17 protein-coding genes are annotated in these 12,155 nt (G+C 69.5%); 8 read left to right on the forward strand and 9 right to left on the reverse strand.

Features of this window, described 5'->3' with window-relative positions; genetic code table 11:
- Nucleotides 1–103 precede the first annotated feature (103 nt).
- The 4 genes from IEY87_RS05330 to IEY87_RS05345 are packed head-to-tail and all read left to right on the forward strand — an operon-like array spanning nt 104 to nt 3,318.
- The gene (locus IEY87_RS05330) at nt 104–859 is read left to right on the forward strand and encodes an SDR family oxidoreductase (protein WP_189137379.1); all 756 of its coding nucleotides are present in this window, start codon (nt 104–106) and stop codon (nt 857–859) included.
- A gap of 23 nt (nt 860–882) precedes the next feature.
- Entirely contained in the window at nt 883–1,293 is a 411-nt protein-coding gene (locus tag IEY87_RS05335; protein WP_189137380.1) for a cupin domain-containing protein, read from the forward strand.
- 17 nt (nt 1,294–1,310) lie between these two features.
- Nucleotides 1,311–1,541, forward strand: coding sequence for a hypothetical protein (locus IEY87_RS05340; protein WP_189137381.1), 231 nt, complete (start codon nt 1,311–1,313; stop codon nt 1,539–1,541).
- A gap of 1 nt (nt 1,542) precedes the next feature.
- Nucleotides 1,543–3,318, forward strand: coding sequence for a ferritin-like domain-containing protein (locus tag IEY87_RS05345; protein WP_189137382.1), 1,776 nt, complete (start codon nt 1,543–1,545; stop codon nt 3,316–3,318).
- Between the two features lie 62 nt (nt 3,319–3,380).
- On the opposite strand, the gene IEY87_RS05350 is transcribed toward IEY87_RS05345, so the two are convergent.
- The 8 genes from IEY87_RS05350 to IEY87_RS05385 form a co-directional block, all read right to left on the reverse strand.
- On the reverse strand, nt 3,381–3,824 hold the full coding sequence (locus IEY87_RS05350; protein ID WP_189137383.1) for an SRPBCC family protein: 444 nt from the start codon (nt 3,822–3,824) through the stop codon (nt 3,381–3,383).
- A gap of 26 nt (nt 3,825–3,850) precedes the next feature.
- A complete protein-coding gene (locus tag IEY87_RS05355) occupies nt 3,851–4,189 on the reverse strand; it encodes an ArsR/SmtB family transcription factor (protein WP_189137384.1) in 339 nt (112 codons plus the stop codon).
- On the reverse strand, nt 4,186–4,638 hold the full coding sequence (locus tag IEY87_RS05360; RefSeq protein ID WP_189137385.1) for an SRPBCC family protein: 453 nt from the start codon (nt 4,636–4,638) through the stop codon (nt 4,186–4,188). The genes IEY87_RS05355 and IEY87_RS05360 overlap by 4 nt, the downstream gene beginning before the upstream one ends.
- Nucleotides 4,639–4,747: 109 nt before the next feature.
- The gene (locus tag IEY87_RS05365; RefSeq protein ID WP_189137386.1) at nt 4,748–5,062 is read right to left on the reverse strand and encodes a YbaB/EbfC family nucleoid-associated protein; all 315 of its coding nucleotides are present in this window, start codon (nt 5,060–5,062) and stop codon (nt 4,748–4,750) included.
- A 3-nt stretch (nt 5,063–5,065) separates the two neighbouring features.
- Nucleotides 5,066–5,443, reverse strand: coding sequence for a YbaB/EbfC family nucleoid-associated protein (locus IEY87_RS05370; protein WP_189137387.1), 378 nt, complete (start codon nt 5,441–5,443; stop codon nt 5,066–5,068).
- Complete coding sequence (locus IEY87_RS05375; protein WP_189137388.1) at nt 5,440–6,282, reverse strand: hypothetical protein; 843 nt, start codon at nt 6,280–6,282, stop codon at nt 5,440–5,442. The genes IEY87_RS05370 and IEY87_RS05375 overlap by 4 nt, the downstream gene beginning before the upstream one ends.
- Nucleotides 6,283–6,295: 13 nt before the next feature.
- A complete protein-coding gene (locus IEY87_RS05380; protein ID WP_189137389.1) occupies nt 6,296–6,772 on the reverse strand; it encodes a hypothetical protein in 477 nt (158 codons plus the stop codon).
- 75 nt (nt 6,773–6,847) lie between these two features.
- Complete coding sequence (locus tag IEY87_RS05385) at nt 6,848–7,909, reverse strand: GntR family transcriptional regulator (RefSeq protein WP_189137390.1); 1,062 nt, start codon at nt 7,907–7,909, stop codon at nt 6,848–6,850.
- A 141-nt stretch (nt 7,910–8,050) separates the two neighbouring features.
- On the opposite strand from IEY87_RS05385, the gene IEY87_RS05390 reads away from it, so the two are divergent.
- Together IEY87_RS05390 and IEY87_RS05395 are read left to right on the forward strand one after the other, a co-directional pair.
- Nucleotides 8,051–8,656 (forward strand): GNAT family N-acetyltransferase, encoded by a 606-nt coding sequence (locus IEY87_RS05390; protein ID WP_189137391.1) that lies wholly within the window; start codon nt 8,051–8,053, stop codon nt 8,654–8,656.
- Nucleotides 8,657–8,685: 29 nt separating this feature from the next.
- The gene (locus tag IEY87_RS05395; protein ID WP_189137392.1) at nt 8,686–9,564 is read left to right on the forward strand and encodes an alpha/beta hydrolase; all 879 of its coding nucleotides are present in this window, start codon (nt 8,686–8,688) and stop codon (nt 9,562–9,564) included.
- A 40-nt stretch (nt 9,565–9,604) separates the two neighbouring features.
- On the opposite strand, the gene IEY87_RS05400 is transcribed toward IEY87_RS05395, so the two are convergent.
- Nucleotides 9,605–10,342, reverse strand: coding sequence for a hypothetical protein (locus IEY87_RS05400; RefSeq protein ID WP_225277170.1), 738 nt, complete (start codon nt 10,340–10,342; stop codon nt 9,605–9,607).
- 68 nt (nt 10,343–10,410) lie between these two features.
- On the opposite strand from IEY87_RS05400, the gene IEY87_RS05405 reads away from it, so the two are divergent.
- Together IEY87_RS05405 and IEY87_RS05410 are read left to right on the forward strand one after the other, a co-directional pair.
- On the forward strand, nt 10,411–11,085 hold the full coding sequence (locus IEY87_RS05405; protein WP_189137393.1) for a TetR/AcrR family transcriptional regulator: 675 nt from the start codon (nt 10,411–10,413) through the stop codon (nt 11,083–11,085).
- A gap of 108 nt (nt 11,086–11,193) precedes the next feature.
- Nucleotides 11,194–12,153 carry a GlxA family transcriptional regulator gene (locus tag IEY87_RS05410; RefSeq protein ID WP_225277169.1) on the forward strand — a complete coding sequence of 320 codons (960 nt, stop codon included), beginning with the start codon at nt 11,194–11,196 and terminating at the stop codon, nt 12,151–12,153.
- Nucleotides 12,154–12,155 lie beyond the last annotated feature (2 nt).

Consider the following 12,155-nt stretch of genomic DNA (forward strand, 5'->3'; position numbering starts at 1 on the left):
GGAAAAGAATTTCGCGGCAACTGTCACATCCTCGGAAGCCGCCCTGTCTTAGCTGATGACCGGTCGGCACACGGGTGCCCCGGCATGAAGAGAGGAACTGCCCATGAAGATCGTGGTAATCGGCGGAACCGGCCTCATCGGCTCGAAGACGGTGGCGATGCTGCGCGAGAACGGTCACGAAGCCGTGCCGGCCTCGCCGAACACCGGTGTCAACACCATCACCGGCGAAGGCCTGGCCGAGGCGCTGGACGGCGCGCAGGTCGTGATCGACGTGTCGAACTCCCCGTCGTTCGAGAGGGCCGCGGTGCTGGAGTTCTTCGAGACCTCCACCCGCAACCTGCTCGCGGCCGAGGCGGAGGCGGGGGTCGGGCACCACGTCGCGGTGTCGATCGTGGGCACGGAGCGGATACCGGACAACGGCTACTTCGCGGCGAAGATCGCCCAGGAGCAGCTGATCGAGAAGTCGGGGAACCCGTTCTCGCTCCTGCACGCGACCCAGTTCTTCGAGTTCACCCGCGGCATCGCCGACACGGCCACGGAAGGCAACTCGGTACGGATCGCGCCCGTGCTCTACCAGCCGATGGCCGGCGACGACGTGGCGCAGGCGGTCACCAGGGTGTCGGTCGGCTCGCCGCTGAACGGCAGGACCGAGATCGCCGGGCCCGAGCAGTTCCGGATGGACGAGTTCTTCCGCGACGCGCTGGCCGGCTGGGGCGACCCGCGCCAGGTGGTCACCGACGTGCACGCGCGCTACTTCGGCAGCGAGCTGAGCGAGCGGTCGTTGGTGCCGGGCGACGGCGCCACCCTCGGCAAGATCCGCTACCGCGACTGGGCCGCCCAGAACGCCGCCGGGAAGTAACACCTCCACGAAAGGTACATCCCATGTCCGACACCAGATCGACCGCATGGCAGACCGCGCTGACCACGCTGCAGGAGGTCGAACCTCCGTTCATCCCGCAGGGCGCGCACGCGATGACCGTGGTGATCGAGTACCCGCCCGGCGACCCCGGCACCCCGCCGCACCGGCACTCCGGCCCGGCTTTCGGGTTCGTCCTGGAAGGCGAGATCCTGCTGGAGATCGAGGGTGAACCGGCGCGGGTGCTGCACGCCGGGGAGGCGTTCTGGGAGCCGGGCGGCGACGTCATCCACTACCAGGACGGCAACAACCGCGACGACATCCCGCTGCGGTTCACCGTCACGATGCTGTGCGAGCCGGGCAAGCCGATGCTCACGCTGGTGGACGAGGAAGAGCTCGCCCAGCGCCAGGACCGCCGCGCCCCGCGCCCGGCTTGAGCCCCAAGGAGGGAAAGATGACTGCTCCGAACGGTGAGAACGAGTTTCTGTACGAGCTCCAGGCCGAGGTCGAGGTCGAACTGATCCACGTCGAAGAGAGCCGTCCGGAGCAGGAGTTCGACCTGCCGGTCACCGAGTGGCTGTTCGATCCGACGGACGTCGAGCGTGAGCAGATCGGCCTGCGCGGGCTGCTCGACGCGGTCGAGGTGCTGGAGGGCCACTCACGCCCAGGGGAGCACGGTGCGTGACATGTCCGTGAGTCACCGAGAACCGCTGGGAACCATCGCCGGGGCGCCACCGATCGACACGCTCGACAGCCTTCGTGAGCACCTGCAGTGGGCGATCGAGCTGGAGCACGCGACCTTGCCGCCGTACCTGTGCGCCCTGTACTCGCTGGACCCGGAGCGCAACCCGGAAGCCGTCGACGTGGTGGGCAGCGTCTTCGCCGAGGAGATGCTGCACCTGGCACTGGCGGCGAACCTGCTCAACGCCGTCGGCGGCCGGCCCCGGCTGGACACGCCGCAGATGCTCCCGCCGCATCCCCGGCCGCTGCCGCACGGCTCCCTGGAACTGTCCTTGGTCCCCTTCGGGCCGGAAGCGCTGGAGATGTTCCTGCGGATCGAGCAGCCGGCGCCGCCCGGCGCCGTGGCGGAGGGCGACCACTACGAGACGATCGGGCAGTTCTACGCCGCGATCGAACAAGGGCTGCGCCTCCTGTGCGACCGGCTCGGCGAGCAGGCGGTCTTCCACGGCGACCCGGCCCGCCAGGTGAGCGCCGCCCACTTCCGCCACACCGCCGGACGGCTGGTCGTGGTCGACGGCCTGGACTCCGCGCTGGCGGCGCTCGAAGAGATCGTCGAGCAGGGCGAGGGCACCTCCCGTGGCGAGGTCTGGGACGGCGACCAGGACATCTTCCACCCGGAACGGGACGAGGTCGCGCATTACTACCGCTTCCAGGAGCTCAAGATCGGCCGGCGCTACCAGCGTGGCGACACCCCGGAGTCCGGGCCCACCGGCGACAAGATCTCCGTGGACCTGGCCGGCGTGCATCCGATGCGGCCCAACCAGCGCCTGTCCGACCACGCTCCCGGCAGCGCGATCCGAACGGCCCAGGAGGAGTTCAACCACACTTACTGCGCCGTCCTGCACCTGCTGGAGCAGGCGTTCAACGGCAGCCCGAAGCTGCTCGCGGTCGCCACCGGCACCATGTACGCGCTCAAGGCGCAGGCCCAGGCCCTGATGCGGATGCCCGACGTGGGCGGCACCACGGCCGGTCCCACCTTCGACTACGTCGCACCGGAACAACGCCAGTGGGCCGTGGGCGACGACCGGCAGCGGATCGTCGTGCTCCGGGACGGACCGTACGTCGTGTACGGCAGCGTCCCGCTCCGGCGTAAACGCAAGATCGTCTCTGCCGAGAACAACGCGCTGACCTGGAAGACCGGCGATCCGCTGGAGACCGAGGACACCTACGCGCTGTGCCGCTGCGGCCACTCGGGCACCAAGCCGTTCTGCGACGGGACGCACGCCATGATCGGGTTCGACGGCACGGAGAGCGCGAGCGTCCAGCCGTACCGGGAACTGCAGCACGTGCATGACGGGGTGGGCATCTCGGCGCAGCGGGTGGGGGAGCTGTGCGTCCACGCCGCCTTCTGCATCGGCCGCACCAGGCCGATCGCCGCGATGCTGGCCGACACCGGCGACAGCGACGTGCGCTCCGGCGTCATGGGCCGCATCGACCACTGCCCGTCCGGCTCCTACAGCTATGCCCTCGAACGCGGCGGCGAGACGACCGAGCCCGACCTGCCGCAGGCCGTCTCGGTTCTGGAGGAGGAGAACGGGCTGGCCAGTGCGCTGTGGGTGACCGGTGAGGTGCCGGTCCTGCGGTCGGACGGCCTGCCGTTGGAGACCCGCAACCGGATGACGCTGTGCCGCTGCGGCCGCTCCGGCAACAAGCCGCTGTGCGACGGCACCCACCGGGAGATCGGCTTCCACGAAGACGACGCCGCACCCGTACGGGCCTAGCTCGAATACCGGACAAGGCGCGGATGAACATGCATACGGAGTCCCGGGAAAAGGTGGGACCGTCAGTTCCAGTTGTCGATCTTGACGTCGTCCGGGTCCGGCGCGCCCTTCCCGGTTTCGATCAGCGACTTCAGGCTCATCAGGAAGACCGCCCACTTGGTGCTGCAGTGGTGCATGAACTCCACCGGCTCCTTCCAGCCCGCGTGCTTGAACAGCACGATGGCGTAGTCGTCGGCGTGGGCGAGGTCCCAGGACACGTGCGTGCCGATCCACTCCTCCGGTCCGTCGATCACCTCCCACAGCACGCGCTTGCCCGGGTCGAGCTCCAGGACCTTCATGTCGAACCCACCGGCCCCGAACCGGAACCGCAGCACGCCGCCGAGGTCGTTCCCCTCGCCCTTCGTGTCGGTCGTCCACCAACCGGCGAGCCCCTCGGCGGTGGTCAAGGCCGTGTAGACCTCGGACACCGATGACTTGATGCCCACTCTGTGCAGGATGTCCACCATGGTCGATTCCTCTTTCCTGTCTGCTTTCACTGGTCTTTGCCGCGCTGGATCGTCTCGGCGATCCGCTTGATGCGCCGGAGCCTGGCGTCCCATGTCGCCCCCACCGAGGACAACTGAGCCACCGCACGGGCGAGCTGCGCCTCGTCCACCCGGTATCTCCTCTCCCGTCCCGCAGGGGACGCGTGCACCAGGCCGACGCGGTCGAGCACGCCGAGATGTTTCGCGATGGCCTGCCGGGTCACGGGCAGTTGCTCGCTGAGGCTGGTGGCGGTGCCGTTTCCGCCTGTCAGGAGCAGGTCGAGGATCCGCCGGCGCGTCGGGTCCCCGACCGCGGACCAGAGGTCGTCGTCGACGGCGGCGCTCATGACGTCGCGACCAGCCGCGCGAGGTAGTCCCCCAGGCGGGGAACGAATTTGTCCCAGCCGGCGACGTGCTGGCGGTACTGCTCCTCCAGCTTGGCGGCCGCCCAGCCCATCTCCCGGAACCCGGTCTCGACGAGCCGGATCCTGGTGCCCGTACCCGAGGGAGTGAGCTCGAAGGTGACCAGCAGGGAGTCGGCGGAGTCGTCGACTTTGCCATCGGGATAGCACCAGCGGAACGCGAACAGCCGAGGCGGTTCGGCCTTGACCACGGTGATCGGGACGACCTCGGCCCGGTCGCCCCAGACGAGCTCACCGACGGCGCCGGGAGTCGCCTCGACGTCGGCGTCGTCGGTCCACCACTGCGAGATGTGCTCAGGGCGGCTGACGACTTCGAAGACCACCTCGGGTGAGGCGTCGACGTGGATCTCGCGTTCGATGCTGCCGTACTCCATCGCTCTTCACTCCTTGGCAACGCGCAACGTTCGGTTGCACGTCACGCTACCGCGCGACCCGTGTATGCGCAACCATCGGTTGCATATAAGGCGCGCCCAAGAGCTCAGTTCAGCGGGATCGTTTCACATCGCCCGGGGCGGGGTGCAGGTCGGCCAGCAGGGCGTCCCTGGCGGTCGCCGCGGCCTCCTCGGCCATGGTGATCGCCGCCAGGATGGCGGCGGCCAGGTTCGTCGCGTCCAGCCGTCGCCTGCTGCGGGGCGAGATCTCCAGCCGGGTGAGCGTGCCGAGCGCGTCGGTGACGGCCACGATGCCGCCCTCGTCGGCCCGGCCGGAGAACTCGGCGGCACTCCACGCCTCCACCCTCGCCTCCGCCCGCTCGGCGGTGGCGATCAGCGCCTCCAGCCGCGCCTGCGCCTCCTGCATCGCTCACTCACCTCTCAGCACGTTGCGGATGTGGCCCTCCAGCGGGTCGGCGGCACTCGTCGTGCCGGTCAGACCCTGGACGACCTCCTCCAGCCGCTCCCCCATCGTCAGGTGGGCCGCGACGATCGCCGCCTGGACGGCCTGGGCGAGCTGGACATGGTCGAGGTCACGCAGGCCGCGCGGGTCGATGGACAACTGACGCAGGCGGCCGGTGCCGGACACCTCGACGCGGACGATCTCGGCCGGGTCGGTGCCCGTCAACCGCTGCTCCTCCAGCTCCCCCAGCGCCTCGGCCAGGGTGCGGGACCAGCCGTCCGCCTCGCGCAGCAGTCCGGTGACGTCGTCCGGCCGGCCCTCGGCGAACGACTCGACGTGCCTCATGAGGCGCCCTTGGACGCGGAGACCCAGTATTCCTTCAGCCGGAGGGGATCCGCGATCGCGGGAGTCAGGTTGAGGTCGCGTGCTCCCAGGTCCGGGCTGCCGCTCTTGTAGAAGGCGCCCCTCAGGTTGTTGAGCTTGAGTTCGAGCTTGTTGAGGTCGCCTTCGTAGGAGTTGTACACGTCGGCGAACTGCTTGACCAGGTTTCCGGCCGCGCTCATGAACAGGCCCACCTGGGTCATCAGGGCGACCTTGCCGACCGGGTGCGCGCTCAGCGCGGCGACGGTGCGCAGCATGGGGGCCGAGGTGGCATAGAGCCCGAACACCGACAGGTCGTACTCCAGCACCTCCTTGTACTGGCTGTGCATGGCGCCGCTCATCTCGCCGGACACACTGCCAAGCTGGCTGTACAGGCCGTTGACGTTGAATCGGACGTACTGCTGGAGCGTCTGCACCGCCTGGCCCTTCCAGTTGGGGGAGATGTCGTCGAAGAAGGACCGCCACAGGTCGGACCGGCTGCCTTCCAGCATCCCGGCCAGGTCCTTCCACTGCTCGCGCCGATCGTAGAAGAGGAAGGGGTTGCCCAGGTTGAGGGTGGCCGCCACGTCCAGCGCGAGCGCGGCGACGCCGAGCCCGGAGATCGCCATCGCGCCCCTGGTGGTCTGGCGCAGCGGGTTCAGCTCCGAGATCAGCCGCTTGAAGAAGCCGGGGTCGGTACGCACCGGCGGGGCGACGTTGACGGTCCGCTGCACGGCGCCTCTGGCGTTGGCGATGTGGAGCTGCCCGCCGGCGGCGGTGGGTGTGCTCTGACCTGGGACGATCAGCTTCGGCGGGTCAGCCATCGCGCGTTTCTCCTCACTTGACGGTGCTGGACCGCTCGGCCGCGACGTAGTTGTCGGCGGCCCTGAAGACCTTGCCGCTGTCGGTACGCAGCACCTCGGTGAGAATGCCCGCGCTGTCCCGCCAGGTGTCGGCGATGATGTTGAACCGGTTGACGAACATCAGGCCGACGATGGGGATGCCCGCCATCGGGGCCAGGTTCCAGCCCTCGAAGCGGGGCGTCCACTGCTTGACGGTGTCCACGCCGGTGGCCGAGTCGTCCATGGTGCCAGCGAATTTCCGTACATATCCCGCCTCGACCTCATACCCGCCCGGGGCGCCGCCTGCGGAACCGCCGGCGTCCGGCGCTGGTGGAGGCGTTCGTACGGCCACCGCCGGCTGCGCGCGCAGGCCGGGCGGGAGGCAGGCGGGCGGCGGGCACGCGGGGGTGTGCGGGCACGGGCTCACCAGCGACGGCGTGCTGGCCGGGTAGGACTGATCATCGGTCGACACGCGCTCTTTTCTATACCAATGACCGGTTCAACCGACCGCCATCCGTGACCCGTTCCAGCGGTCAACGACGAATGTTCAGCCGCAGGTCACCCCTGCGCCACCTACTTGTTGATCTTCGCCACCGGCCGGGGTTCTCTCCACCATGACGGCGAACCCGTCGAGGTGGCGGGCCAGGCTGTACTCGAACAGTCCGTCCAGGTCCGACACCGTCTCCTCGGCGATCGTGGCCAGCAACGGGAATCGTCCACTGCCGAGGAGTTCGTCGGCCCGCGTCCGCTGGGCGAGCCACCACCGGGTGAGCGTCACACCGGTCTCCTGCTCCGCTTCCACCTCGTCGGCCATGGACAGGGCGACGGTGATGACCAGTGCGTGCAGCGTGAGCGCCTCTCGAATCCGGGTCGCCATGGGCAGTCCGAGCCCGTCGAGCGCGCGCAGGGTCCACTCGGTGTGGGCCATCATGTTGGGCACCAGCAACGGGCGGGTGAACGAGACGGCCCTGGGCAGCCAGAGGTGCCGCCGCACCAGCTCCCACTGCCGGCGGGAGATCAGCTCGAGCTTCGGCCGCCAACCCGGCGGCCCGGGGACGGGCAGCTCGGGCTCGCCGAAGACCTCGTCGACCATCTGCGTCACCAGCTCGTCCTTGTTCGCCACATGCCGGTAGAGCGACATCGGACCGACGCCGAGCTCGACCCCGAGCCGCCGCATCGACACGGCGGCGAGACCCTCGGCGTCGGCGATCGCGATGGCGGTGCGGAGCACGTGCCTGCGATCCAGGGCCTGCCTGGGGACGCCCCCGACCGGCTGCGGCCCTCCCACGCGCGAGCTGACCGGCTGCGGGCGGACCGCGCGTGGGCCGACCGGTTGCGGCCGGCTCGTGCGTGGGAGGGCCGGCTGCGGCCGGCTCGTGCGTGGGCTGACCACGGTGCCGGAGCCGACCTTCGCCTCGACCAGCCCTTCGTCGCGGAGGGTCGCCACCACCTTGGTCGCTGTGGCGACGGCGACGCCCCACCGCTGCGCGATCTGCCGGATGGAGGGCATGCGATCACCTGGCCGCAGGTCGCCGGCCAGGATCCGGGCCCGGAGCTCCGTGACGATCCGCCGGTATGGCGGATCCGGCCGTTGCGCTGACGACGGCATGGGAGCCTCCCGATTCGCTGGTGATGTGTCGACCACTTGCCCGCAAGTGTACTAGTCCGCCTACTAGGTCACTAGTGCACTTTCTGCACGAAAAATGCCGATACAAAGCACTTTATGAGACCTGAGCCATACGCTGTACGCATGACACCAGATACGCCGTACGCACCAGTCCGGCAGGCAGGTGACCCGGACCGGAAGGCGGTGCTGGACGTCCTCACCGAGGCGTTCATGAACGACCCCCTCGTCTGCTGGCTCTTCCCCGAGGCGAACGACCGAGGTCGTCTCCAGGCGCACTTCTACCGCCCGCTGCTCGCCCATCCCGCCGGCGAGACCTATCTGATCGGCCGGGACGAAGGCGCCTCGGTGTGGCTGGCACTGGCCGCGGGCCAGGCACCCCATGACGAGCACCCGGACCCGCCCGAGACGGACTCGGTCTTCGGCGAGCACGGCACGCGGTTGCGGACGCTGGGACAGGCGCTTGCGCACCGGCACCCCGACCACGAACCACACCTCTACCTCCCCTGCATGGGAGTGGTCGGCGGGCGGCAGGGCGCCGGACTCGGCTCGGCGATGTTGCGGCACCGGCTGGCGCGCGCGGACACCGACGGGCTCGCCGCGTACCTGGAGGCGAGCTCGCCCCGGAGCCGCGCCCTCTACCTGCGGCACGGCTTCGAGGATCGCGGCGCACCGGTGCGCGTGGCCGACAGCCCGCCCCTGTGGCCGATGTGGCGCCGACCGCGCCGATGACCACCGACACACTCAAGGAGACAACGACGATGACATCGAACCTCACCACTGCTGATCGGCGACCGCCGACGCTGGTGCTCGTCCACGGCACCAACTCCTCCTCGGCCTGGGCCTCCGGGCTGATGCGGGAGCTCACCCTGCGCGGGCACCGGAGCGTGGCCGTCGACCTTCCGGGGCACGGCGACGAAGCGTTCTACCCTCGTGCGTACCAGGCCCCGCAGGACCTCAAGGCGCTGGCGACCGAGCCGTCACCCCTTGCCAAGATCACCATCGACGACTACGTGGATCGCGTCGTGGACGTGGTCCACCGCGCCCGCCGCCACGGACCGGTGATCCTCGCCGGCGCCAGCCAGGGCGGCGTCACCGTGAGCAGGGTCGGCAACGCCATCCCCGACCTGCTCGAACGAGTCGTCTACGTCGCCGCGTACTGCTGCGTCGACCTGCCGAACATGGCCGCCTATCTCACCGCACCGGAGAACGCCGACAGCCTCCTCCCCCTGATAGAGGCGGTGAAGGCCGCCGATCCGGCGATCCTGGGAGTGAACCGGGTCAACTGGCGCTCGGCCGACCCGGCCGTGTTCCACGCCGTCAAGGAGTGCCTCGCCGGCGACTTCACCGACGAGGCGGTGGGCCGGCTGCTCAACATGCTGGAGCCGGACGAGACCGCCGCCATCCCCGTCACCGAGGCCCGGGGCGAGGCGGCGACCTGGGGCCGGATCCCCCGGACGTACGTGCGCTTCACCCTCGACCGGCTGATCCCGCCGGCACTGCAGGACCGCTTCATCAACGAGGCCGACCGCCTCACGCCCGACAACCCGACCGACGTACGAAGCGTCGCCGTACCCCATGTCGGCCCCTTCGACCACCCCGACCTGGTGAACGTCTTCAGCGACCTCCTCAACCGCTGACACGACGCGACCGGCCAGCGGCCTGTCGGTAGAGGTCCACTTACGCGTCAGGAGGTCGCGACGCCAGCGCAAGATCGTCGCCGGGGTGACCGGGAACGCCTCCGCCCACCGGCAGCCGTGGACCGGTCTCGGCGACGCGGATCAGGCGAATGCCGTACATCACTATCCAGACCGCCCAGAGCAGCCAGCCGGTGAGGCCGATGAGCCCGAGCGGGCTCTCCTCCTTGATGACCAGGGAGGCGAGGCTGGCAGAGGTGAACTGGAGCGCAGCGGCCAGGAGTCCCAGCCCGCCGTGCCAGTGCCGGATGAACTGTGCGCGTAGGCCGGCCATGGAGAGGCCGACAAGGGCGGTTGCCAGAAACGTGCCGTTGAGGGTGAGCAGCGCATCATGTAACGCCCAGAGTCCGGTGGTCGCGGTGGTGTCGTACGGAGCCGTCCTGGCCAGCGCGAGGCGAGTGGCGATGACTCCGGTGAAGGTGACGTTCTGCATGATCAGGCCGGCGAAGCCGACCAGCGACCAGGCTTCGCCGCGCTTGCGCTCGAATGTCCACAGCGCGGCGACCGCGCCCGCGCCGAACAGGGTCGCCAGCACCCAGACGGCGGGGAGGAACCCGGATACAAGACCGACGAGGTCACCGTGCTCGCCGAAGAACGCGTTGACCTCGGCCGTCTCCGCACCGACCAGTGGCAGGCCGGCGGGCACCATGATCAAGTTGCCGCCCACGATCGTGATGGCGAAACCGATGGCGGCGAAGCCGCTGATCCGGGAGAAGCGCATGGAGATGCCTCCTTGTTTACTTGTCTTATATTCATTATAAGTAGCGTAAACCCTTTAAGGTGCAGGGCATGGGTGCAGAAGCGGGCCGACGGCGCTACGACTCGCTGCGCCGCGCAGCGCAGGCGGTGGACACGCGGGCCGAGATCGTCCGCGCTGCGCGCCGGCTCTTCGTCGCTCGCGGCTGGGCGGCGACGACCGTGCGCGACGTGGCCCGCGAGGCGGGTGTCTCCGTGCCCACGGTCTACTCGGTGTACGGGAACAAGGCCGGGTTGACCCGGGCACTGGCCGACGCCGCGGACCTGTCGGCCGGCCTGTCGCAGCAGGTCGCGCAGTTGGAAGCCGCGGCTGGGAATCCTGAACGGCAGCTGGCCACGATGGCCGCCTTCGACCGGCGGCTGTACGAGCGCGCCGGAGACGTCATCACACTGGTGCGCGAAGCCGGCCGCACCGAGCCCGAGCTGGCGGCGGCCTACCGTGACGGCCGCAGGCGAGCCGACGAGACCCGGGTGGCGGTGTTCTCCTCTTGGCCGGCCGGCACCCTCCGCCCAGGCCTGGACGTCCAGCAAGCCGTCGACATCTATGCCGGCCTGTGCAGCATCGATGTCTACACCACGCTCACCGCCGAACGCGGCTGGTCACCCGATCGCGTCGAGCAGTGGTGGAGCGAGACGCTGGTCCGCGAGCTGCTCCCTTGCGCGTGCCATCGGTCGGGTCCCCCAAGCCCAGCCGATACAAGGCGCTGAACGAGGGCCGCGACCAGATCCCTTTCCTCGCCTGCGCTCGCCCCTGTGTCCGGATCTGTGGGCTAGTGGTCCTTGTGGACATCTCCGGCCACCCACGAGGCTGGTGGCGTGAGAGATGTGGTTGTGGCCGTCTATGACGGGGTGGTGCTGCTGGACGCGGCCGGACCGATGCAGGTTCTGCACGGGTCCGGCGGCTACCGGATCCGGCTCGCCTCGGTCGATGGACGGTCCGTACGCACGGACATCGGCGTGCCCTTAGGGGTCGACCTGGCTCTGGACGACGTCGACGGGCCGGTCGACACGTTGCTCACACCGGGTTACGCGCACCCCGATGGTGACCGCCCCGGCGAGCCGTACCTGAACCTGCTACGCGACATCAGCCATCGCGCGCGCCGGGTGGCATCGGTGTGCACGGGAGCGTTGCTGCTGGCGGAGGCGGGTCTGCTCGATGGGCGGCGGGCCACGACACACTGGGCCGCCTGCGCTGAGCTGGCGTCCCGGTTTCCGCGGGTCGCCGTGGAACCCGATGCCATCTATGTTCGTGACGGGCCTGTGGTGACCTCGGCCGGCGTCACCGCTGGAATCGATCTGGGGCTCGCCCTCGTCGAGGAGGACCACGGTCCGGACCTCGCGCGGGCGGTGGCCAAATACCTGGTCGTGTTCCTGCAACGCCCGGGCGGCCAGTCGCAGTTCAGCGTTCGCGGGGCCGTCGCCACGCCACGCCATCCCGCGTTGCGCCGGCTGCTGGACTCGGTCGCGGCCGAACCGGCGGGCGAGCACACCCTCGCCTCGATGGCGGCCCGTGCCGCGGTGAGCGAGCGTCATCTGACCCGGCTGTTCCGTCGCGAGGTCGGGCTCACTCCCGGTCAGTATGTGGAGCGGATCCGGGTGGAAGCGGCGCAGGTCCTCCTGGAGACCGGTGCCGCCGGCGTGGCCTCGGTCGCCCGCAGTTGTGGTTTCGGGTCCGACGAGACGATGCGCCGGGCGTTCCTGCAGGTTCTGGGCACGACGCCGACCGCCTATCGCCAGCGCTTCCACACCTCCCACGCCATCCCGTTCAGCACATGACG

The organism is Nonomuraea glycinis (genome assembly GCF_014646515.1).
In the GTDB taxonomy this organism is placed as follows: domain Bacteria; phylum Actinomycetota; class Actinomycetes; order Streptosporangiales; family Streptosporangiaceae; genus Nonomuraea; species Nonomuraea glycinis.

Bases quoted from the DNA above. Each gene is read 5' to 3' on its own strand.
- IEY87_RS05330 (WP_189137379.1), top strand. From the start codon at position 104: ATGAAGATCGTGGTAATCGGCGGAACCGGCCTCATCGGCTCGAAGACG.
- IEY87_RS05335 (WP_189137380.1), top strand. From the start codon at position 883: ATGTCCGACACCAGATCGACCGCATGGCAGACCGCGCTGACCACGCTG.
- IEY87_RS05340 (WP_189137381.1), top strand. From the start codon at position 1,311: ATGACTGCTCCGAACGGTGAGAACGAGTTTCTGTACGAGCTCCAGGCC.
- IEY87_RS05345 (WP_189137382.1), top strand. From the start codon at position 1,543: ATGTCCGTGAGTCACCGAGAACCGCTGGGAACCATCGCCGGGGCGCCA.
- IEY87_RS05350 (WP_189137383.1), bottom strand. From the start codon at position 3,824: ATGGTGGACATCCTGCACAGAGTGGGCATCAAGTCATCGGTGTCCGAG.
- IEY87_RS05355 (WP_189137384.1), bottom strand. From the start codon at position 4,189: ATGAGCGCCGCCGTCGACGACGACCTCTGGTCCGCGGTCGGGGACCCG.
- IEY87_RS05360 (WP_189137385.1), bottom strand. From the start codon at position 4,638: ATGGAGTACGGCAGCATCGAACGCGAGATCCACGTCGACGCCTCACCC.
- IEY87_RS05365 (WP_189137386.1), bottom strand. From the start codon at position 5,062: ATGCAGGAGGCGCAGGCGCGGCTGGAGGCGCTGATCGCCACCGCCGAG.
- IEY87_RS05370 (WP_189137387.1), bottom strand. From the start codon at position 5,443: ATGAGGCACGTCGAGTCGTTCGCCGAGGGCCGGCCGGACGACGTCACC.
- IEY87_RS05375 (WP_189137388.1), bottom strand. From the start codon at position 6,282: ATGGCTGACCCGCCGAAGCTGATCGTCCCAGGTCAGAGCACACCCACC.
- IEY87_RS05385 (WP_189137390.1), bottom strand. From the start codon at position 7,909: ATGCCGTCGTCAGCGCAACGGCCGGATCCGCCATACCGGCGGATCGTC.
- IEY87_RS05390 (WP_189137391.1), top strand. From the start codon at position 8,051: ATGACACCAGATACGCCGTACGCACCAGTCCGGCAGGCAGGTGACCCG.
- IEY87_RS05395 (WP_189137392.1), top strand. From the start codon at position 8,686: ATGACATCGAACCTCACCACTGCTGATCGGCGACCGCCGACGCTGGTG.
- IEY87_RS05400 (WP_225277170.1), bottom strand. From the start codon at position 10,342: ATGCGCTTCTCCCGGATCAGCGGCTTCGCCGCCATCGGTTTCGCCATC.
- IEY87_RS05405 (WP_189137393.1), top strand. From the start codon at position 10,411: ATGGGTGCAGAAGCGGGCCGACGGCGCTACGACTCGCTGCGCCGCGCA.